This window comes from Streptomyces sp. NPDC127108, from assembly GCF_042677545.1.
GTDB lineage: Bacteria > Actinomycetota > Actinomycetes > Streptomycetales > Streptomycetaceae > Streptomyces.
In genome coordinates, this window is sequence record NZ_JBHXTE010000010.1 from 184,713 (window position 1) to 206,481 (window position 21,769).

The 21,769-nt window shown below is 73.0% G+C and carries 15 protein-coding genes; 8 read left to right on the top strand and 7 right to left on the bottom strand.

Annotation, left to right across the window (positions count from 1 at the left end):
- Window positions 1–700: 700 nt before the first annotated feature.
- Window positions 701–1,399: a TetR/AcrR family transcriptional regulator gene (locus ACFVHO_RS11205; protein ID WP_385712392.1), complete on the bottom strand. Its 699-nt coding sequence runs from the start codon at window positions 1,397–1,399 to the stop codon at window positions 701–703.
- A gap of 76 nt (window positions 1,400–1,475) precedes the next feature.
- Here ACFVHO_RS11205 and ACFVHO_RS11210 point away from each other — a divergent pair, with 76 nt between their 5' ends.
- Both ACFVHO_RS11210 and ACFVHO_RS11215 read left to right on the top strand, forming a co-directional pair.
- The gene (locus ACFVHO_RS11210) at window positions 1,476–2,534 is read left to right on the top strand and encodes an MBL fold metallo-hydrolase (protein ID WP_385712394.1); all 1,059 of its coding nucleotides are present in this window, start codon (window positions 1,476–1,478) and stop codon (window positions 2,532–2,534) included.
- A gap of 114 nt (window positions 2,535–2,648) precedes the next feature.
- Window positions 2,649–4,310, top strand: a complete 1,662-nt coding sequence (locus ACFVHO_RS11215; protein ID WP_385712396.1) for an FAD-dependent monooxygenase — start codon at window positions 2,649–2,651, stop codon at window positions 4,308–4,310.
- A gap of 30 nt (window positions 4,311–4,340) precedes the next feature.
- Here ACFVHO_RS11215 and ACFVHO_RS11220 read toward each other — a convergent pair whose 3' ends face one another.
- The 3 genes from ACFVHO_RS11220 to ACFVHO_RS11230 all read right to left on the bottom strand — a co-directional run bounded on the left by ACFVHO_RS11220 (window position 4,341) and on the right by ACFVHO_RS11230 (window position 9,475).
- A complete protein-coding gene (locus ACFVHO_RS11220) occupies window positions 4,341–5,483 on the bottom strand; it encodes a serine hydrolase domain-containing protein (RefSeq protein WP_385712398.1) in 1,143 nt (380 codons plus the stop codon).
- A 252-nt stretch (window positions 5,484–5,735) separates the two neighbouring features.
- Complete coding sequence (locus ACFVHO_RS11225; protein ID WP_385712400.1) at window positions 5,736–7,634, bottom strand: ABC transporter ATP-binding protein; 1,899 nt, start codon at window positions 7,632–7,634, stop codon at window positions 5,736–5,738.
- Entirely contained in the window at window positions 7,631–9,475 is a 1,845-nt protein-coding gene (locus ACFVHO_RS11230; protein WP_385712402.1) for an ABC transporter ATP-binding protein, read from the bottom strand. Before ACFVHO_RS11230 ends, ACFVHO_RS11225 begins: the two co-directional genes overlap by 4 nt.
- A gap of 196 nt (window positions 9,476–9,671) precedes the next feature.
- On the opposite strand from ACFVHO_RS11230, the gene ACFVHO_RS11235 reads away from it, so the two are divergent.
- The 4 genes from ACFVHO_RS11235 to ACFVHO_RS11250 are packed head-to-tail and all read left to right on the top strand — an operon-like array spanning window position 9,672 to window position 13,636.
- Entirely contained in the window at window positions 9,672–10,667 is a 996-nt protein-coding gene (locus ACFVHO_RS11235) for an ABC transporter ATP-binding protein (protein ID WP_385712404.1), read from the top strand.
- Window positions 10,664–11,530 carry an ABC transporter permease gene (locus ACFVHO_RS11240; protein ID WP_385712406.1) on the top strand — a complete coding sequence of 289 codons (867 nt, stop codon included), beginning with the start codon at window positions 10,664–10,666 and terminating at the stop codon, window positions 11,528–11,530. Before ACFVHO_RS11235 ends, ACFVHO_RS11240 begins: the two co-directional genes overlap by 4 nt.
- Window positions 11,531–11,577: 47 nt before the next feature.
- Entirely contained in the window at window positions 11,578–13,014 is a 1,437-nt protein-coding gene (locus ACFVHO_RS11245) for a sensor histidine kinase (RefSeq protein WP_385712408.1), read from the top strand.
- Window positions 13,004–13,636, top strand: a complete 633-nt coding sequence (locus ACFVHO_RS11250; protein WP_385712410.1) for a response regulator — start codon at window positions 13,004–13,006, stop codon at window positions 13,634–13,636. Before ACFVHO_RS11245 ends, ACFVHO_RS11250 begins: the two co-directional genes overlap by 11 nt.
- Before the next feature lie 172 nt (window positions 13,637–13,808).
- Here the strand turns inward: ACFVHO_RS11250 and ACFVHO_RS11255 are convergent, their stop codons facing one another.
- The 3 genes from ACFVHO_RS11255 to glgX form a co-directional block, all read right to left on the bottom strand.
- Complete coding sequence (locus ACFVHO_RS11255; RefSeq protein ID WP_385712412.1) at window positions 13,809–15,224, bottom strand: carbohydrate-binding protein; 1,416 nt, start codon at window positions 15,222–15,224, stop codon at window positions 13,809–13,811.
- A gap of 261 nt (window positions 15,225–15,485) precedes the next feature.
- Window positions 15,486–16,439 (bottom strand): LysR family transcriptional regulator, encoded by a 954-nt coding sequence (locus ACFVHO_RS11260; RefSeq protein WP_385712414.1) that lies wholly within the window; start codon window positions 16,437–16,439, stop codon window positions 15,486–15,488.
- Window positions 16,440–16,500: 61 nt separating this feature from the next.
- Entirely contained in the window at window positions 16,501–18,894 is a 2,394-nt protein-coding gene (glgX, locus tag ACFVHO_RS11265) for a glycogen debranching protein GlgX (protein WP_385712416.1), read from the bottom strand.
- 156 nt (window positions 18,895–19,050) lie between these two features.
- Here glgX and ACFVHO_RS11270 point away from each other — a divergent pair, with 156 nt between their 5' ends.
- Together ACFVHO_RS11270 and ACFVHO_RS11275 are read left to right on the top strand one after the other, a co-directional pair.
- Window positions 19,051–20,313 carry an Ig-like domain-containing protein gene (locus tag ACFVHO_RS11270; protein ID WP_385712418.1) on the top strand — a complete coding sequence of 421 codons (1,263 nt, stop codon included), beginning with the start codon at window positions 19,051–19,053 and terminating at the stop codon, window positions 20,311–20,313.
- 172 nt (window positions 20,314–20,485) lie between these two features.
- Window positions 20,486–21,727 carry an Ig-like domain-containing protein gene (locus ACFVHO_RS11275; protein ID WP_385712420.1) on the top strand — a complete coding sequence of 414 codons (1,242 nt, stop codon included), beginning with the start codon at window positions 20,486–20,488 and terminating at the stop codon, window positions 21,725–21,727.
- Window positions 21,728–21,769 lie beyond the last annotated feature (42 nt).

Below are 21,769 nucleotides of genomic sequence, written 5' to 3' on the forward strand. Positions count from 1 at the left end.
GCGTGGTGTGGTGCGTGGTGCTGTGCGTGGTGCTGTGCGTCGTGACGCTGCGTGCCGTGGTGCTGTGCGCCGCGCACGGTGCTGTGCGCGGGAGCCGCTCACGCGTGAGCGCGCGTGCGACTGGTGAGGGGAAGGGTGCCATTCAGGGCAGGGACATGTCAGGTCGGTGAACTCACTTTGGCTGGAATGCGTTCGGTGCTCGAATCTTTGTGTCCGGTATGCGGTTCCTTGCGGGGGCGCGGTGGGGGTGCGGGGGGTGTTGCGTCTACGCCCTGTGTCCGGTTCCTGGGGCGGTCTTTGCTCTGTGTCCGGTTGTGGGGGTTGCGGTCTTTTCGCCCTCGGTCCGGTTGTGGGGCGGGGCCGCGCCGGTATGTCCGTGCTCGCGTGTGTGGCCTGGTACGCGTTGTGTGTACGTCCATCGTGGTGAGCCGAGCTGCGCGCGGACATACCGGCACGTCCCCTCCGGTCCGGATGGCGGGGATCGGTCCGGTGGGGGTGGCTGCTTTGCCGGTACTCGCTGTGGGCAGCTGGGCCGCCCAGAGGGCGGAACGGGTGGGCACAGCCCACGACGACGGTGCCCGTGACGTGGGGGGCTCGCGCGGCCTTTGGGGCGATGGGCCAGCGGTGCCTGCCGTCCCACCCTGTGGGCAACTGGGTCGCCGAGAGGGCGGTGGGCCTCTGCTCGAGCGAGGTCGAGGGCTTACGGGTGGGGGTGGCCGGTCGTGCGGTCCGTGTGGGCTGAGTGGGGGGTTGGCCACGGCTCGGAGGGGGGTGTTTCGTGGTGGAGTCCGGTGAGGGTCGCCCGGACTACGCGCTCCGCCTGCCGATCCGCGGCCCCCGCCCCGTCGACGGTGATGAGCCCGTCGGCGAGCAGCGTGGCGAGCCCGTGGACGGCCGTCCAGACGACGAAGTCGGCTCCGGGACGGGCCGAGGGCGCCAAGTGGCCGGTTTCCACAAGGAGGTCGAGCTCGGCGTCGAGGACGCGGTGGGGGTGCGGGGCGAGCGGGCCGACCCCGAGCCCCGCCCCCTGCCCGGCCGGCGAGGCCCCCGCCCCGAAGGCAAGCCGCGCCACCGCCGGATCCTCCAGCGCCGCCCGCACATAGGCCTGCCCCACGGCCACGAGCCGCCCGTGCGGGTCGGCCGTGGCGGGAAGATCGGCGGCCCGCCCCATCCGCTCCCCGAACTGCCCGAGCACCCGCTGGGAGAGCGCCCCGACCAGCGCGTCGCGCGAGGCGAAGTGGTGGTACGCGGCGCTGGGGCTGACCCCGACCCGGCTGGACGCCTCCCGCAACGACCAGCCGTCGACGCCGCGTTCGCGGACCAGCGCCTCGGCGGCGTCCAGGAGCGCGCCGCGCAGGTCTCCGTGGTGATAACGCCCTCGCTCCGTGCCCTTGCCCATGGGCCGGATCTTAACAGCGCTCAGATTGGTGTTACGGTTCCCGTGCAATCTGAACGCTGCTTAGATTGGAGGGGTCATGAGCGCGCAGGGACCTTTGGCGGCCCCGCAGGCGGGTCGGTCGCAGGCGGGCGGGTCGCAGGAGGGGGCGCCGGAGCGGGCGCAGGCGGAGCCCGACGAGGGGGTGCGGACGGAGGCGTCGAGGAGCACCCCGGAGGACACGCGGGCCTCGACCGGAGGAAACGCCCCGGACCTCACCACCGCACCCCCGCCGATCGTGCGCGGAGAGCCCGTCGAAGTGGCCGACGGCGTCCACGTGATCCCCGACGGGCGCGTGGAGCTGGTCCCGAACGTGGGCATCGTCGTGGGCGCGGACGCCGCGCTCGTCATCGACACCGGCATCGGCCCGCGCAACGGCGCGTACGTCCTGGAGCGGGCCCGAGAGCTCGCGGGCGACCGGAAGCTCTACCTCACCGTCACCCACTTCCACCCCGAACACGGCTTCGGGGCCCAGGCGTTCAAGGGCGCCGCGACCATCCTCTACAACCGGGGCCAGCGCGACGAGCTGCGGCGCAAGGGCGCCGCGTACCTCGACATGTTCAAGGGCCTGAGCGAGGCCGTGGCGGCCGAGCTGGTGGACGTCACGCTGGTCGACCCCGACGTGACCTACGAAGGGCGGGCCGAGCTCGACCTCGGCGGCCGCGTCGCCGAGCTGCGGCCGGTCGGTCCGGCGCACACGGCGTCCGACCAGACCGTCCTCGTCGACGGCCGGGTGCTGTTCGGCGGCGATTTGATCGAGACCCGGATCTTTCCGATCGCTCCGTACTTCCCGCCGTACGACACCGACGTCGACGGCGACCGCTGGATCGCGGTGCTCGACGAACTCCTCGCCCTCGACCCGGAGATCGTCGTCTCCGGCCACGGTGAGGTGACCGACGCGGCCCTCATCCGCGACGTCCGCGACTACCTGGTGTACGTCCGCGCCGAGACGGCCCGGCTGCGGGCCCGGGGAGCCTCCGCCGACGAGACGGCCGCCGCCGTCGACAAGGCCGCCCGCGCCCGTTGGACCACTTGGGAGCGGCCGGAGTGGATCGGCCTCGCGGCCCGCGCGTTCTACGCGGACGGGGGCGCTGCCTGAGCACGTTCGGGCGTACGCCGACGCGTGGGCGTTGCGGTCGGCCGCCGGGTGCGGATGATGGGCGTCGTGGCGGCGCCCTCGCCGCGTGCTCCGACGGACCGAGGTGAGCGGGAGATGGCCGCCGTGCCCGAAGCGAACGCCGACGTGGACGCCGACGTGGACGTGGACGTGTTGATCGTGGGCGGTGGGCCGGTCGGGCTCACCGCCCGGGTCCTCCTGGAACGCTGGGGCGTACGGACGTCGCTGGTCGAGAAGCGCACCGAGCTGTCACCGTTTCCCCGGTCCCGCCTCGTCAACGTGCGCTCGATGGAGATCTTCCGCGGACTCGGCCTCGCGACCCGGATCACGGACGCCGCGTTCCCGCCGGAGTACGGCCGCATCCGCTTCCGCGACACCCTCTCCGGCCGCGACTTCGCCAGCGCGGCGATAGTGGGGGTGCGCGCGCCCGTACCGGAGAGTCCCGTCACCGGCGCGGTCACCTCGCAGGACCGGCTCGAACCCCTCCTCCTCGGCGCGGCGGACGCGACCGTGCGCTTCGGGGCCGAACTCGTCGGCCTCGGCGAGGACACCGAGGGCGTCACGGCCGTACTCGTCGACCATCGGCGCGGCGAGGAGACCCGCGTACGGGCCCGGTACGTCCTCGCCGCCGACGGCGCCAACTCCACCGTCCGGCGGCTCCTGGACATCGGCACCACAGGACCCGGCGAGCTGGCCCGCGTCACCACCGTCGTGTTCGACGCCGACCTGAGCGGCCTGGCGGCCCGGCAGCCCGCGGGCGTCTACTTCACCGCGCACGGCACCTTCCTGCCGCTCTACCCCGAGGGCGGCTGGTCCTGGCTCGCCCCCACCCCCGAGGACACCGCGCGCGCCGACTGGTCCGCCCTCGTGTCACGCGCACTCGGCGCCGACGTCGACGCCGACGTGCTGCGCGTCCAGCACTGGACCATGAACGCGGCCGTCGCCGAACGCTTCCGGCACGGCCGGATCCTGCTGGCGGGCGACGCCGCGCACGCCCTCCCCATCATGGGCGGCCTGGGCATGAACGCGGGCCTCGCCGACGTCCACAACCTCTGCTGGAAACTGGCGGGCGTCCGCCACGGCTGGGCCGGGCCCGGCCTGCTGGACTCGTACGAGCCGGAACGGCTGCCTGTCGCCCACCGGACGCTGCGCCAGGCGGTGGCCAACACGAAGCTGGGGTTCGCGGTGCAGGACCGGCGCCGCGAACAGCTCCGGTCCGGCGCCGCGACACCGGATCGGGTGGAACTCCCCTGGTCGGAGCGGTACTTCGCCCAACTCGGCCTCGTCCTCGGCGTCAGCTACGACTCCGCCGCCGTCCTGCCCGACGGCAGCCCTCCGCCGGAGCCGTCGTCATCGTCATCGCCGTCCGGCATGGGGGACGGGGGGCATGAGGGCAACGGGGGTGATGGGGGCGATGGGGGCGACGAAGGCACGGACTACCTGCCGTTGGCACGGCCGGGGCGCCGCATGCCCCACCTCTGGCTCGCCCCCGACCGCTCCACGCTCGACGCGTGCGGGGAGTGGTTCACCGTGCTCGCCCCGGACCCCGCGCGCTGGGAGCCGGGGGCCGAAGGAACGTGGCCGCTACGCGTCGAGGCGCTGCCGGGGGAGTACGCCGAGGCCTGCGGCCTGGGCCCGCGGGGAGCCCTGCTCATCCGCCCCGACGGCCATATCGCGGCCCGTTGGCCCGCGGGGCCCGCAGCCGACAACGCCCTCCACCAGGCCCTCGCCACCGTGACCGGCCCGGCGCGCGCCTGACGCGGCGCGCCCCGGCCGGTCCCGCGCGGGTCACCGGCACAGGGCCTTGTCCACGGTGTCCTCCAAGTGCCGCGCGGCGGCGCCGGTCGGAATGGTGGTCACGGTGATGCTCGCCTCGCGGCCGTCCTCGGTGACACCGCCACGGGTCCGTGAGCCCGGAGTCGTACCGCCGTGGCCCCAGTAGACGCCGCCGCACGAGAGAACGTTGCTCTGCAGGCCGAGGCCGTACCGTTCGCCCGGGGTGTCCGTGGGGACGGTGGCGCGCATCTGCCGGAGCTGCGCCGGGGCGAGCAGGTCGCCGCGCAGGAGCACGGTGAAGAAGCGGTTGAGGTCGGCGTTGGTGGAGACGATCGCGCCCGTCGCCCAGGCCGTGGACGTGTCCATGTCGGTGAAGTCGTGCAGGGAGCCGTCGGCCTTCTTGAAGTAGTGCTTGGGGTGGGCCTCGTGGATGGTGGTGTCCCCGGGGGCGGGGAAGTAGGTGTGGCGCAGTCCGGCGCGGTCGATGACGCGGCGGGTGATCTCCTCGCCGACCGGACGGCCGGTGACCTTCTGGACGATGAGACCGGCGACCAGGTAATTCGTGTTGCTGTACTCCCACTTCTCGCCCGGAGCGAAGTCGGCCTTCCGCGCCAGGGCCAGGTCGAGGAGGTCGCGGGGTTCGAAGTACCGGTGCTGTACGGCGACGAAGTCCGCGAGCCGCGGGGACGCCATGTAGTCGGGCAGGCCGCTCGTGTGCTGGAGGAGCTGGCGGACGGTGACGCGCCGCCCGTCGATGCCGTCACCGCGCAGGAGGCCGAGCAGGTAGGTGTCGACCCGGGCGTCCAGGCGGACCTTCTTCTCGGCGACGAGCTGCAGCATGACGACAGCCGTGAACGTCTTGGTGTTGCTGCCGATCCGTATCTGACCGTTCTTCGGCACCTTCGCGCCGGTGGCCAGGTCACCGACCCCGGCGGTGCTGGCCCGGGTCGGGCCGCCGGCCTTCTTGACGGCGGCGAGCGCCGCGGGCATGTGGTCGGCGCGCACCAGTCGGTCGAGGCTGTGTTGTACGGGGTCGGGCTCGGGCGTCGCGGTGGCGGAGGGCGCCGCGGTCGCCAGGGGCGCGGAGGTCGCCAGGGGGGCGGCGGTCGCGGAGGGCGCCGCGAGCACTCCGGCCGCCAGGAGTCCGGTGGCCACGGCGAGCACGGTCGGTGCCGCCGTGCGGTGACCGCGTCGGCCGCGCTGTCGACGCCTGAGGGACCGGGACCGGATCGGTGCGTGCGCGTGCACAGGGCGACTCCCTCGGGGCATGGCTGGGGTTTGCGTGCTGTCTTCCAGCCTTCCGGCGGCGGCCGGTCGATGTGAGCCGGGAGGCCCCCAAGCCGAGTTGGGGTTAACCTCACCGGGCCGGGACAGGGCCGCGGCGGGACCGGCCACCCGGCGGAGCCGCTACGCGCCGCTGCTCACGACGCTGTCCCGCCACGCCCGGTGCAGCTCCGCGAACGGCCCCGTCCCCGCGATGAGTTCGGCGGGCGTGCCGTCCTCCACGATCCGGCCGTGCTCCATCACGAGGACCCGGTCGGCGATCTCCACCGTCGACAGGCGGTGCGCGATCACGACGGCCGTGCGGCCCCGCAGCACCGTGTCCATCGCCCGCTGCACGGCCCGCTCGCCGGGGATGTCCAGGGAGCTGGTGGCCTCGTCGAGGATCAGGACGGCGGGGTCGGCGAGCAGGGCGCGGGCGAACGCGACCAGCTGGCGCTGGCCCGCCGAGATGCGGCCGCCGCGCTTGCGCACGTCGGTGTCGTAGCCGTCGGGCAGCGACACGATGAAGTCGTGGGCGCCGATGGCCTTCGCGGCGCGCTCGATGTCCTCGCGTGTGGCGTCCGGGCGGCCGATCGCGATGTTCTCCGCGACCGTGCCGGAGAACAGGAACGCCTCCTGCGTGACCATCACGACCCCGCGCCGCAGCTCGGCGTTCGCGAGCTCGCGCAGGTCGACGCCGTCCAGCAGGACCTGCCCCTGCGACGGGTCGTAGAAGCGCGCGAGCAGCTTCGCCAGCGTCGACTTGCCCGCGCCCGTCGAGCCGACGACGGCCACGGTCTGCCCGGCGGGCAGCGTCAGGTCGAAGCGCGGCAGGATCTCACCGCCCGTGCGGTACGCGAAGCGCACGCCGTCGAACTCGACGGTGCGGCCGGGGTGCTCGGAGGCGAGCGGCGGCAGCTGCCTCTCGGTTCCGGGCTCCGGCTCCGGCACCGACGGCGTCTGCGCGAGCAGCCCCGCGATCTTCTCCAGCGAAGCCGCCGCCGACTGGTACGAGTTGAGGAACATCCCGAGCCGGTCGATCGGGTCGTACAGGCGCCGCAGATACAGCACCGCGGCGGCGAGCACGCCGAGCGCGAGCGTGTCCTGCGCGACGCGGTACGCGCCCCACAGCACGATCCCCGCGACGGCCGTGTTCGCGACGAGCCGCGAGCCCACCACGTACCGCGCCATTTCCAGGAGGGCGTCGCCGTTGGTGCGCTCGTGCCGGTGGTTGAGCTTCGCGAACTGTGCCTCGTTGGCCTGCTCGCGGCGGAACGCGCGCACCGGGCGGATGCCGTTCATCGTCTCCGTGAACTTCACGATCACGGCGGCGACCGCGGTCGAGCGGACGCGGAACACCTTCCCCGCGCGGTGCTGGTAGAGCCGGATCAGCGCGTACAGGGGGACGAACGACAGGACGGCGACCGCGCCGAGCCCCAGGTCGAGCCAGAGCAGCATCGCCGAGATGGTGACGAACGAGAGCACCACCGTGAGCAGTTCCTGAAGGCCCTCGTTGAGCAGCTCCCGCAGCGACTCCACATCCGTGGTGGCGCGGGAGATCAGCCGCCCCGACGTGTACCGCTCGTGGAAGTCCACGCTGAGCGCCTGCGCGTGCCGGAAGATCCGGCCCCTCAGGTCGAGCAGCACGTCCTGGTTGACGCGCGCGGACGCCACGATGAAGGCGTACTGGAACGCCCCCGCGGCCCCCGCGCACACCAGATAGGCCACGCCGACCGCGATCAGCGGGCCGTGGTCGTCCGCGCGGAACGCGGGCACGGCACGGTCGATGGCGTACGCGACGAGCAGCGGCCCGGCCTGGATGACGGCCTGCTGGACGAGGAGCAGGACGGCGGCCAGCGTGACGCGGGCGCGGCGGGGTGCGAGCAGGGAGCGCAGCAGGGCGCCGGTCGCGCCCGGGGGAGCGGGCAGTGTGTCCTGGTCGAAGGCGTCGTCGAGGGCTTCCCGGGCTTCTCGGGCTTCCTGGGCGGCTCTGTCGGAGTGCTCGTCGCCCGGTTCGGTCTTCTTGTCGCCGACCGTGTTCATTCGTCCGTCCCCCCAGACATCAGCCATGCGTACTCGGCGTTCTCCCGCAGCAGTTCCTGGTGCGTGCCCACGGCCGTGACGCGGCCGCCGGACAGCAGCGCGACCCGGTCCGCGAGGAGCACCGTCGACGGGCGGTGCGCCACCACCAGCGCCGTGGTGTCCTTCAGGACCCGCCGCAGCGCCGCCTCCACCAGCGCCTCCGTGTGGACGTCGAGGGCGGACAGCGGGTCGTCGAGGACGAGGAAGCGCGGCCCGCCCACCACCGCGCGGGCCAGCGCGAGCCGCTGCCGCTGGCCGCCGGACAGGCTCAGCCCCTGCTCGCCGACCTGCGTGTCCGCGCCCTTCGGCAGCCCGTGCACGAACTCGGCCTGCGCGACCGCGAGGGCCCGCCCCAACTCCTCGTCGCCCGCGCTCCCGTCGGCCCCCATGAGCACGTTCTCGCCCACGGACGCGGAGAACAGCGTCGGCTCCTCGAAGGCCATGGACACCAGCGTGCGCACGCGTTCGCGCGCCATCGCCGCGATGTCCTCGCCGTCGAGCGTGATGCGCCCGCCCGTCACCTCGTGCAGTCGGGGCACGAGGGCGGTCAGGGTGGTCTTGCCGCTGCCGGTGGCGCCGACGAGGGCCAGCGTCTCGCCGGTACGGATGTGCAGGTCGATGCGGTCCAGGACGGGCGGGGCGTCGTCCGGGGCGTCGGGGTAGCGGAACTCGACGGCTTCGAAGCGGATGCCGTCGGTGGGGGTGGAGGTGGAGATGGAGGTGGAGGCGGGGGTGGGGGTGCGCGGCGTGGGGACGGCTGCGGCTGTACCCGCCCTGGCCGAGTCCGCCCCCGCGTCCGACTCCGGCTGCGCGTCCAGTACCTCGAAGTACCGCTCCGTCGCCGTCGCCGCCTCCTGGCTCATCGCGAGCAGGAAGCCGATCGACTCCACCGGCCAGCGCAGCGCGAGCGCCGTCGACAGGAACGCCACCAGCGTGCCCGTCGAGAGGTCGCCGTCGGCCACCTCGACCGACCCGAGGACCAGCGCCGCGCCGATCGCCAGCTCCGGCAGCGTCATGATCACGCCATAGATCGCGGCGAGGAGACGGGCCTTGACCAGCTCCGTGCCGCGCAGCGTGCCCGACAGCTCGCGGAACGCCCGGGCCTGAGTGCGGTGCCGCCCGAAGCCCTTGATGATCCGGATGCCGAGGACGCTCTCCTCGACGACCGTCGTCAGATCGCCCACCTGGTCCTGCGCGCGCCGCGCCACGTCGGCGTACCGCCCCTCGAAGTACGCGAGGAAGACCACCATCGGCACCACGGGGGCGAGGAGCACCAGGCCGAGCGTCCAGTCCTGGGCCAGCAGGATGGCCATGCCGACCGCGATCGTCGTGCCGTTGACCAGCAGGAACGTCAGCGGGAACGCGAGGAACATGCGCACCATCATCAGGTCGGTCGTCCCGCGCGACAGCAACTGGCCGGACGCCCAACGGTCGTGGAAGGCGACGGGCACCCGCTGGAGGTGGCGGAACAGGTCCGCCCGCATCCGCGCCTCCACACCCGCGAGCGGCCGCGCGACGAGCCAGCGCCGGAAGCCGAAGAGCAGCGCCTCCGCGACACCCAGCCCCAGCAGGAGCAGCGCCCCGAGCCAGACGCCCCCCGTGTCCCGGTCGGCCACCGGGCCGTCCACGATCCACTTCAGGACGAGCGGGAACAGCAGGCCCGTACAGGACGCCACGATGGCGACGAACGCGGCGGTGAACAGGCGTGTCCGTACGGGGCGCACATACGGCCAGAGCCGTGCGAGCGTCCTGACGGCGGAGCGTCCGCCGGGGTCCTGGGCAGGTGCGTGTGTGGTGGACATCAGGGGCGAGCCTACGTTTCACCACTGACAGCGCCCACCGAGTTTTGGCCCGGTCCGGGTCGGCCGCTGGTCCTAGTCCGTCGGCCCCTTCCGCGCCGCGTCCGGGGGTCGTAGGGGGCCATCAACCGATCGGTCGATGGGGGTCGCAGCGGGATGGTCGATGTGGGTCGGGGGCCGTGACGGCGAGGCTTGTCGCATGCCTCCTCCCATCATCGAAGTCAGGGACCTGCGCAAGGTCTACGGCGGCCGGGCCGTCGTCGACGGCGTCTCGTTCGCCGTCGAGCAGGGCGAGATCTTCGGCGTCCTCGGGCCCAACGGCGCGGGCAAGACGACCACCGTCGAATGCGTCGAGGGCCTGCGCGTGCCCGACGCGGGCGCGGTGCGCGTCGCCGGGCTCGACCCGGTGGCCGACCACGAGCGGGTCACCCGCGTCCTCGGCGCGCAGCTCCAGGAGAGCGAGCTGCAGCCGAAGCTGACGGTCCGCGAGGCACTCGAGCTGTACGCCGCGTTCTACTCCCGCCCGGCCGACTGGCGCCCGCTCGCCGAGCGGCTCGGCCTCACCGACAAGCTGAACACCCGCTTCGCCAAGCTCTCCGGCGGCCAGAAGCAGCGCCTGTTCATCGCCCTCGCCCTGATCGGCAGCCCTCGCGTCGTCGTCCTCGACGAGCTGACCACCGGCCTCGACCCACGCGCACGCCGGGACACCTGGCAGCTGATCGAGGAGGTGCGGGACAGCGGCGTCACGGTCCTGCTCGTCACCCACTTCATGGAGGAGGCCCAGCGGCTCTGCGACCGCATAGCGGTGATCGACCGGGGCCGGGTGGCCGCGCTCGATACCCCCGCGGGTCTCATCGGCCGCTCCGCCGGCTCCACGGTCATCTCCTTCACGCCGTCCGTGCCGCTGGACCCCGCCGACCTGGCCGCACTGCCCCGGCTCAGCTCCGCCACGGAGAAGGACGGCCGCCTCACCCTCAACGGCACCGACGCCACGGTCGACGCCCTCCTCACCCTCCTGGCCCGCCACCGCGTCACGGCCCACCAACTCCGCGTCACCGAGGCCACCTTGGACGACGCGTTCCTCGACCTGACGACCACCGAGGCCGACGCTTCCACCCCGACCGACGGTCACGCGGCCACCCCGACCGACGATCACGCGCCCACCCGCCCCGGACACCACGGAGCCCCGGCATGACCACTCCCGCAAGCTCGCCCACCTCGTCCACCTCGTCCACTTCGGCCACCTCGGCCGCCGCAGCCACCAGCCCCGCCGCCCCCGGACCCGCGCCCGCCCCGCACTCCGCCCCGGCCCGCGCCCCCGGTGCCGCCCGAGCCGTCCTCAAGGCCGAAGTGCGGCTGTTCCGGCGCGAACCGGGCTCCCTCTTCTGGATCCTCGCCTTCCCCACGGTGCTCCTGGCGATCCTCGGGTCCATCCCCTCCTTCCGGGAGGCACAGGACGACCTGGGCGGCATCCGCCTCGTCGACGCGTACGTCCCCGTGACCGTGCTGCTCTCCATGATCATGGCGGGGGTCCAGGCCATGCCGCCGGTCATCACGGGCTATCGCGAGCGCGGGATCCTGCGCCGGATGTCGGCCACCCCCGTGCGGCCCGTCGCGGTGCTCGGCGCCCAGATGGGACTGCACGGCGCCGCCGCGCTCGGCTCGGCGCTGCTCTCCCTGGCGGTGGGACGGGCCGTCTTCGACGTGCCGCTGCCCCGGCAGATATTCGGGTACGCGGTCGCGCTGGTGCTGGCGACGGCCTCCGCGCTGGCGCTCGGCGCCCTGGTGTCGGCGCTGTCGCGCACCTCCAAGGCGGCGACGGCGGTCGGTTCGGCGGTGTTCTTCCCGATGATGTTCAGCGCGGGCGTCTGGCTGCCGGTGCAGGCCATGCCGGACACCCTCGCGCAGGTCGTCGAGGCCCTGCCGTTCGGGGCGGCCGCGGAAGCCCTGAACCAGGCGGCGGCCGGGGACTGGCCAGGACCGGCCCACCTGGGCGTCCTCGTGCTGTGGACGGCGGCTCTCACCGCGGCGGCGGCGCGATGGTTCCGCTGGGAGTGACCGGGGGCGTGGCGGGTGTCGCGGGCCGGGTGGACGAGACTGGGCGCATGGCACGACCCGGCACGCCGAACGGCCCCGACAGCCCCGCCGACTCCGGCAGGCGACCGACCCGGGACACCCCCGGCACCCCGTCCGCCCCCGGCACCGGCCCCACCTCCACGAGCCCCGGCGCCTCGGCCTCCAGTACCACCCCCACCCCGACCACCCCGACCACCCTCACCCCGACCACCCCCACCCCGACCACCCTCGTCACCGAACGCTGGGAGCGGTTTCACCGTTGGGGCCCCCTCGTCCTCCTCGTCTTCGGCACCCTGCTCTCCGCGGCCACCGCCGACGTCGTCGGCATGGGGTGGGACGCGTGGACCCTGGCGGCGGGGCTCATCGCCGCCGCCGCGGGGCTGCAGGTCTGGTGGATCGGGGCCGCGCGGTCCCGGCCGGGGCCCTCCCGCTCCGGCGCCGCCTACTACTTCCTGCGCTGGGCGGTCGCGTTCACGCTGTCGTGGCTGAACCCGTTCTTCGTGTTCTACGCCGTCACGGGGTACTTCGGGTCGGAGCGGCTGCTCCCGCACCGCCTCGTCCCGGTCGGACTGTTCGCGACCGCCGTGGCCATGGCGGGAGCGCAGGCGGGCGGGCTGCCGCCGCACGGGCGGATCGGCTGGGTGGTGTTCGGCGCGATGCTCGGCGCGAACGTCGGGCTGCTCACGGTCTTCGCCCACATCGCCAACAAGGAGGAGGAACGCACCCGGTTCCAGGAGCGGACCATCGACCAGCTCGAAGCGGCCAACGCCGCGCTCCAGCAGGCCCTGGACGAGAACGCCGCGCTGCACGCCCAACTCCTGCTCCAGGCGCGCGAAGCGGGCGTCGCCGACGAGCGCAGACGCCTCGCCGCCGAGATCCACGACACCATCGCCCAAGGCCTCACCGGCATCATCGCCCAGCTCCAGGTCGTCGCGAACGCCCCCGACCAGCAGCGGGCCCGCGAGCACCTGGGCCGGGCCACCGACCTGGCCCGGCACAGCCTCGGCGAGGCCCGCCGCTCCGTGCACAACCTCGCCCCGGTCGCCCTGGAGCACGACAGCCTGTCCAAGGCCCTCGGCAAGACGGTCACCGAGTGGGGCGACCGCACAGGCGTGCGCGCCGACTTCACGGTCACCGGCACCGACGGACCCCTGCACGAGGAGATCGAGGCGACCCTGCTGCGCATCGTCGAGGAGGCCCTGTCCAACGCGGCCCGGCACGCGGCCGCGACCCGCGTCGGCGTCACCCTGTCGTACATGGCCGGGGAGGTCACCCTCGACATCCGCGACGACGGCCGGGGCTTCGACCCGCTCGCCGGGACGGCCCGCACCCGCACCGGCGGCTTCGGCCTCACCGGCATGCGGGCCCGCGCCGAGCGCATCGCGGGCACCCTCACCGTCGAGTCGGAGCCCGGCGGCGGAACGGCCGTGTCGGCGCGCGTACCGTTGGTGGGCGATGAACACTGAAGTGATCACCCTCCTCGTCGTCGACGACCACCCGGTCGTGCGCGACGGGCTGCGCGGCATGTTCGAGTCGGCGCCCGGATTCACGGTCCTCGGTGAGGCCGCCGACGGCGTCCAGGCCGTCGAGCTGACCGCCCGGCTCGACCCCGACGTCGTCCTCATGGACCTGCGGATGCCGGGCGGCGGCGGGGTCGACGCCATCGCCGAGCTGTCCCGGCGCGGCTCGCGCGCCCGCGTCCTGGTGCTCACCACGTACGACACGGACACCGACACGCTCCCCGCCATCGAGGCCGGTGCGACGGGCTATCTGCTGAAGGACGCCCCGCGCGACGAGCTGTTCGGCGCCGTCCGCGCCGCCGCCGAGGGCCGCACGGTGCTGTCCCCGGCCGTCGCGTCCCGCCTGGTGCAACGCGTACGTGCCCCTGACGACGAGCGGCTGAGCACCCGCGAACGGGAAGTGCTCGCACTCGTCGCCAGGGGCACGTCCAACCGCGACATCGCGAAGGGGCTGTTCATCAGCGAAGCCACGGTCAAGACCCATCTCACCCATATCTACGGCAAGTTGGACGTCAAGGACCGGGCCGCGGCCGTCGCGACTGCCTATCGCCGCGGCATCCTCGACTGACCTTCCACGCGGTCGTCCGAGGCCGGAATCCGGTCCTTGCGGCCGTGTCTCCCCCCGGAGTCACGACCTGACGGCCATGGGTCCGCATCCACGCTCCCACCAGCGCGGATGAGCAGTGGTCCCCGCCGGGACCCGGACGGGCCCGCCGGCCGGGGCGGGCCCGCGGCAAGGGTCAGGCGGCCTCCCACAGGGCGGGAGTGCTCGGCGGCTCCCAGCCGGGCTGGGCCTGGTGCGGCTGGAGGCAGCGGTAGGTGGCGCCGTCGTAGGTGACGGTGTCACCGGCCGCGTAGACGGAGCCGGCCGCCCAGGTGCCGGTCGGGTCACCGGGGCCGGGGCCCGGGTCCTGGCCGCCGCCCGTCGTCTTCAGCGTCAGCTGGTACTGCTGCAGGAGCGGATTGATCGGCTGGTGGAACGTGGTGCCACCGGAGCGGCAGTTGCCCGAACCGCCGGAGGTGACGCCCTGCGCCTGGCTGCCCGAGATGTACGAGCCGCCGGAGTCACCGGGCTCCGCGCACACGGTCGTACGGGTCACACCGCTGATGGTGCCCTCGGGGTAGGTGACGCTGGTGTTGTGCTGCGAGATCGTGCCGCAGTGCCAGCCGGTGGTCGATCCGGAGCGGCAGATCGAGCCGCCCACCGGCGACTGCGTCGAACCCGCGACGCTCACGCGCTGGCCGCCGGAGCCCTTGACGTACGGCGTCGACGTCCACTGCGCGTTGGCGGCCACCCACGCCATGTCCCGGCCCGGGAAGATCGAGGCGCGGAACGTGCCCTGGGCCTGCTGGTTGACGCCGCGCGTGGTGGTGCCCGCACGCCCGCAGTGGCCCGCCGTCGCGAAGCCCTGCGTGGATCCCTGTGTGATGGAGAAGCCCACCGAACAGCGGCCACCGCTGCCCATGTAGTAGGCCTCGCCGCCCACGATGTCGTAGAAGGGCCGCGGCCGTTCGGCGGTCCGCTCGACCTGGACGAGCCCGCGGTCGACCTTCGCGGCCTTCACCAGCTTCTGCGCCGCGGCGGCCTTGACGGCCTTCACCACGACCGCGTTGGACTTCACGTCGACGAACCACACGGGCGCGTCGGCGGTCCCGGTGCTCTTCGCGGCCCGGTCCAGCTTCGCCTTGGCGGCGTCCAGCTGGCCCAGCGAGTGCCGTACCACCAGGGCGCGGGCGCCCTCGGCCTCGATGGCCGCGACGTCCCGGGCGTCGGTGGTGGCGACGGTGAGCGTGGCCGAGGTGGCGCCGGTCACCCAGGCGCCCGCGAAGTCACGGCCGAGCGCCGACCGCAGCGCGCCGCCCGCGGCGCCCGCCTCCGCCTCGTTGACCAGCCGCGCCTTGGCCTGTGCGGCGGTCAGACGCAGATCGCGCTGCATCGCCTTCAGGACCTCGGGCGACGTCCGGTCCACGGCGGCGGCGGCCGCGGCGTCGCGGGGTGTGGGGGAGGGGGACGGGGAGTCGGACTGCGCGACCGCCGAGCCGGGCAGCCCGGCGAGGACGAGCGCACCGGCGGCGGCGAGCGCGGCACCCGCCGCCTGGGCGCGGCGGAGCACTTTGCGGCTGTCTTGAGTCGGGGAGGAATGTCTGAGCTGCATGGGGGTCTCTCCTCGGTGTGGACGGGGAGCGGCGGACCCCTAAGCGGGGAAGCGGGATCCGCTCGTTCTCCGGTCGACCACACCGTAGAAGGGTCAACAGGCGGTAAATAGATGCCAGTTGCCCCCCTGTGGAGATGTTATGGACCCCTGGTAAATCGGGGGGCACCGGGAACCAATCAGCCCGTCCGGCGATTGAGAACGAGGCGCGGGGCGCCGATCCGGCGGCGGCCCGCCCCACCCGCACGGGACACCGAGGAGGCCTCAGCCCACATCCGCCCCCGGCAGAGCCAGCCACGCCGAATAACTCTCACTGCGCGCGGCGGCAGCCGCATGCACGGCCCGAGCCAGCGCAAGCACCTCCGCCGCGCTGTCGTGCGCGTACGTCTCCGGATGCCACCCCAGCAGATGCCGCCAGTACAACGGCGCCCCCGCAAGCGGCCGCGTGACGATCCCCCCGGTCGGCGGAAACGTGGCCCGGCACAACCCCACGGCCCGCCCCACCTGCACCAGATGCACGCACGACGCCGTGTCGGTCTCGTACACGGACGAGGGGGCGAACCCGGCCCGCGCGCACGCGGCAGTGAAGCAGTCCCCGAAGCACCCGTCCCCGGGCACGTCCGTCCACGCCTCCCCGGCCAGATCGGCGAGATCGATCTCCGTGGCCCCGGCCAGCGGATGCCCGGTGGTCAGCATGACGAACACCGGATCACGCGCCACCTCGCGCCACACCAGCCGCTCGTTCTCCGGCGGCATGCTCGCCCCGCACGTCCCGACGAGCGCGAAGTCGAGCCTCGCGTCGGCCACTTGGGCGGCGATCTCCCGTTCCGACCAGGAGGTGTACGTGGACACGGGCTGGTCGGGGTGCGCGGCGGCGAGCCGGTCCACGAGCCCGCCGAGCAGCGGCCCGTGCGTACCGCCGAGCCGGAACCCGCGCCGGTCCTGCCACCCGCGTGTGAACCGCTCGGCCTCCTCCTGGAGCCCGGTGACGGCGGGCAGCACGATCCGGGCCCGCGCGAGCACGAACTCACCGAGCGCGGTGGCCCGCACCCCGGACCGCCCGCGCTCGAACAACTCCCCGCCCAGGGCCCGTTCGATCCGCTTCAGCTGGGTGCTGAGCGCGGGCTGCGCGAGGCCGAGGGCGGTGGCAGCCTTGGTGAGGCTGCCCGCGTCGGCGATCGCCCGGATCGTCTTCAGGTGCCGCAACTCCAGGTCCATGCGGTGAGCTTCGTCCGGGTCCGCGCCATGGGCAATACCTTGGTACGGACCTGAAAGCCCATCAAGTCCCTTGCGCACCCCCCGCCCCGGCGTCCTCGGCCCCACCGCCGCCGTGAACCGCGTCCCCCGGCACCGCCCGCAGCAACAGCACCGACCGGGCGTCCACACGCACCGCGGCCCCCGCGGCGAGCAGCGCCCCCGGCGCGTCCTCCTGCTCCTCCAGGGAGGTGTCGACGAGGACCTCGTACGCGGCGGCCCACGGCGGCCCCGGCAGCTGGAAGTCGACGGGCCGCTCCGCCGTGTGCAGCACCGCGAGGAAACTGTCGTCCGTGATGGCCGCCCCGCGCGCGTCCCGCCCCGGTATGTCGCGCCCCGACAGATACATGCCGAGCGTCGTCGCGGGCGCGTACCAGTCGGCCTCCGTCATCTCCGTACCGCGCGCCGTGAACCACGCCAGGTCCCGCAGTCCGTCCGCCGAGTGCGCCCGGCCGGAGAAGAAGGCCCGCCGCCGCAGCACCGGATGCCGGTGCCGCAGCGCGATGAGCCGGGACGTGAGGCCGAACAGTTGCCGCCAGCCCGGCTGCTCGCGCTGCTCCCAGTCCACCCAGCTGATCTCGTTGTCCTGGCAGTACGCGTTGTTGCTGCCGCGCTGGGTGCGCCCCATCTCGTCGCCCGCGACGAGCATCGGCACGCCCGTCGAGAGCAGCAGCGTGGTCATCAGGTTCCGCAGCTGGCGCCGCCGCAGCGCGGTCACGTCCGCGTCGTCCGTCTCGCCCTCGGCCCCGCAGTTCCAGGACCGGTTGTCGTCCGAACCGTCCCTGTTGCCCTCGCCGTTGGCCTCGTTGTGCTTGCGCTCGTACGTCACCAGGTCGCGGAGCGTGAAGCCGTCGTGGGCCGTCACGAAGTTCACCGACGCGTACGGCCGCCGCCCGCCCCACGCGTACAGGTCGCTCGATCCCGAGAGCCGGTAGCCGAGGTCCCGTACGTCCGGCAGCGCGCCGCGCCAGAAGTCCCGCACAGCACCCCGGTACCGGTCGTTCCACTCCGTCCACAACGGCGGGAACGCCCCCACCTGGTAGCCGCCGGAGCCCACGTCCCACGGCTCGGCGATCAGCTTCACGCGCCGCAGGACCGGGTCCTGCGCGATGACCGCGAGGAACGGCGAGAGCATGTCGACGTCGTGGAAGGAGCGCGCGAGCGCCGCCGCGAGGTCGAAGCGGAAGCCGTCCACGCCCATCTCCGTCACCCAGTACCGCAGCGAGTCGGTGATCAGGCGCAGCACGTGCGGCTGGACGACGTGCAGGGTGTTGCCGCACCCGGTGTAGTCGGCGTACCGGCGCGCGTCGTCCTGGAGCCGGTAGTAGCCGCGGTTGTCGATGCCCTTCAGGGACAGCATCGGCCCCAGCTCGCCCGCCTCGGCCGTGTGGTTGTAGACGACGTCGAGGATCACCTCGATCCCGGCCTCGTGCAGCGCCCGCACCATCCGCCGGAACTCGCCGACCTGCTGGCCGCGGGTGCCGGACGCCGCGTACGCCGCGTGCGGCGCGAAGTACCCGATCGAGTTGTAGCCCCAGTAGTTCCGAAGGCCCCGGCGCAGCAGATGGTCCTCGTGCGCGAACTGGTGCACGGGAAGGAGTTCGACGGCCGTCACGCCGAGGCGTACGAGATGGTCGACGGCGGCGGGGTGCGCGAGCCCCGCGTACGTACCGCGCAGCGGCTCCGGGACGCCGGGGTGCAGCCGGGTGAAGCCCCGGACGTGGAGTTCGTAGATGACCGAGTCCGCCCAGGGGGTCTTCGGGCGCCGGTCCTCGCACCACTCGTCGTCCGGCGCGTCGTCGTGCACCACGACGCCCTTGGGGACGTACGGGGCCGAGTCGCGGTCGTCGCGCACGGTGTCGGCGACGTGCTGCTGCGGCCAGTCCCTGACGTGGCCGTAGACCTCCGGCGGCAGCGCGCCGTAGTCGTTGCCCGTACCCGCGTCGACCGCGCGGGCGTACGGGTCGAGCAGCAGCTTCGCCGCGTTGAACCGGGAGCCCGTCCACGGGTCCCAGCGGCCGTGCACCCGAAAGCCGTATCGCTGCCCCGGCAGGACTCCCGGCAGGAAGCCGTGCCAGATCTCGTGCGTCAGCTCCGTCAACGGGCAGCGCGTCTCGGTGAGACGGCCGCCGCTGCCACCGTCCGCCCCTTCTTCTGAGTCGAACAGACACAGCTCGACGGCCTCCGCACCGCCCGCCCACAGCGCGAAGTTGGTGCCCGCGACCCCGTCGGGCCCCACCCGGAACCGGGCGCCCAGCGGCGTCGGCGCTCCCGGCCACACGGTCCGCGCGGGCGCCTGCCGCGCCCGCGCACCGCGCCCGCCGTTGTGCCCGGCGGCGGTGCCCGTGCCGTCGTCCGGCCGGCCGCGGACCCGGGCCCGCGCCCGCTGGACTGCCTCCTGCTCGGCTGCGCTCGACACCTGCTCGCCTCCCGCGGCTCCGGCCGGTCGACGCGCGCGATCAGGGCGTGCGGCGTCCCGGCCGCGGCTGCCCGCACGACGTCCTTGCAGTCTGTTCTGCCCAGCCGGTGCGTCGCACTCACGTTTCCCCGGGCGGGCACGGTCGTTGGGACCCACGTGAGACAGGCAACGAGGCGCGCTCGGCGCGCAGGGGCCGCGCTGGCCGCAGCGGTGGCATGGGCAGGACTGGTACTCGGAGCCACGGGCTGCTCCGGCTCCGAGCTCGACGGGATGCTGGGCAAGCCGCCTCGGCCCGCCGACGCGATCCGGGTCACGCCCGGGGACGGCGACAAGAACGTGCGCGCCGGGGAGCGACTCGAGGTGCGGGTGCCGGACGGGCGCCTGGAGTCCGTGCGGGTCGTGCGCTCCCAGGACGCGCAGGAGGCCGAGGTGCGCGGGCGCATCGGCGCGGACCGCACGACGTGGCGCCCGGTGGACGAGGGGCCGCTGGCGCTCGCCGCCAAGTACACGGTGGACGCGGTCGCCCTCGACGGCCACGGGCGGCGCACGGCGCGGCACACCACCTTCACCACGTTCGTCCCCGACGAGCGCTTCATCGGGTACGTCACGCCGGAGCACCGCGCCACGGTCGGCACCGGCATGATCGTCTCTCTGGAGTTCAACCGCGAGGTCGCCAACAGGAAGGCCGTCCAGCGCGCCGTCCGCGTCAGCGCGGAGCCGTCCGTGGAGATCCGGCCGCACTGGTTCGGCGCCACCCGCCTCGACTTCCGCCCCGAGAAGTACTGGAAGGCGGGCACCAAGGTCACCGTGGACCTGGACCTGCGGGACGTGAAGGCCGCGCCCGGGGTCTACGGGCTGCAGGACAAGACGTTCTCCTTCACCGTCGGCCGCAGTCAGGTGAGCCTGGTCGACGCCGCCGCGCACACCATGGAGGTGCGCCGCGACGGCGAGCTGCTCTCCACGGTCCCGATCACCGCGGGCGCCCCGAAGACCACGACGTACAACGGGAAGATGGTCGTCACCGAGATGCTCGAGGTGACCCGCATGAACAGCCGCACCGTCGGCTTCGGCGGCGAGTACGACATCCCTGACGTGCCGCACGCGATGCGCCTGACCACCTCCGGCACGTTCCTGCACGGCAACTACTGGGCGCCGCACGCGCCCGGCAAGGTCAACGTCAGCCACGGCTGCGTGGGACTGCGCGACGTGAAGGGCGGCAGTTCACGGACGCCCGCGGGCTGGTTCTTCGACCGCAGCCTCATCGGTGACGTCGTCGAGGTCGTCAACAGCAACGACAAGAAAGTCGCTCCCGACAACGGACTCGGCGGCTGGAACATGGACTGGGAGGAGTGGAAGACGGGAAAGAAAGCCGCAGATGGGAAGAAGGGCGACAAGAGGCCCCGCTCGGGCCGCCCCTGACGGCCACAGGTCCGCACCGTGAACGCAGTTGGAACGGAACGGTGACATTGGCGGGGAGTCATCGCTTCTGGGCCTGTGGTTATCTAGCGCAGTGCGCGAGTCGGCTCATTCTCGACCACCGCGCGGGGCACTGGAGTGCGGGCCTGATCGGGCCGTGCGAGGGGAGAGAATCTTGAACGGGCGACCGATATCGGGGGCGTCGGCCCACGCGCGAAAGCGCGGGCGGCGGCGGGGCGCCAACACACTGTTCGCGGCGGCGTCCGGGGCGACGCTGCTGCTCGTCACCGCGTGCGGCGGTGGCTCCGACTCCGGAGACGGGGACGGCGGCAAGGGCAAGGCGGACGACAACAAGCCCTCGCAGGCCGTCGTCACCATCGCCCCCAAGGACGGCGCGGACGCCGTCGCCACCAGCGGGGCGCTGAAGATATCCGCGGCCAAGGGCAAGCTGTCGGAGGTGACGGTCAAGGACCCCAAGGGCAAGGCCGTCCCCGGAAAGATCGTCGCCGGTGGCTCGAAGTGGACGCCGGACCGGCACCTCGCCGCCGGCACCAAGTACAAGGTGCACGCGATCGCGAAGGACTCCGAGGGCCGCACGTCCGCCAAGGACTCGGCGTTCACGACCCTCGTGCCGAAGAACACCTTCGTCGGCCAGTTCAACCCGGAGGACGGCACCGAGGTCGGCGTCGGGATGCCGTTCTCGGTGAACTTCTCGCGCGGCATCACGTCGCCGGACGCGGTCGAGAAGGCCATCGAGATCAAGACCGAGCCGTCCGTGCCCGTCGAGGGCCACTGGTTCGGCAACGACCGCCTGGACTTCCGCCCGGAGAAGTACTGGAAGCCCGGCACCAAGGTCACCGTGAAGATGAACCTCGACGGCGTCGAGGGCCGCCCGGGGGTCTACGGCAAGCAGGCCAAGACGATCACCTTCGAGATCGGCCGCAGCCAGGTCTCCACCGTCGACGTCAAGACCAAGAAGATGACCGTCGTGCGCGACGGCAAGGTCCTCAAGAAGATCCCCGTCACCACCGGCAAGCCCGGCTACGAGACGTGGAACGGCCAGATGGTCATCAGCGAGCGCCTCAAGGTGACCCGCATGAACGGCGAGACCGTCGGCTACGGCGGCGAGTACGACATCAAGGACGTGCCGCACGCCCAGCGTCTGTCCACGTCCGGCACGTTCATCCACGGCAACTACTGGGGCGGCGACGCGTTCGGCAACTACAACGCATCGCACGGCTGCATCGGCCTGCGTGACGTGCGCGGCGGCTACGACAAGAAGGTGCCGTCCGCCTGGTTCTTCAACCACTCGATGGTCGGTGACGTCGTCGTGGTGAAGAACTCGAACGACAAGATCATCGCTCCGGAGAACGGCTACAACGGCTGGAACATGTCCTGGGAGAAGTGGAAGGCCTAGGCCTTCGCGGAAGGGGGCGGGACCCGTCGGTGACGACGGGTC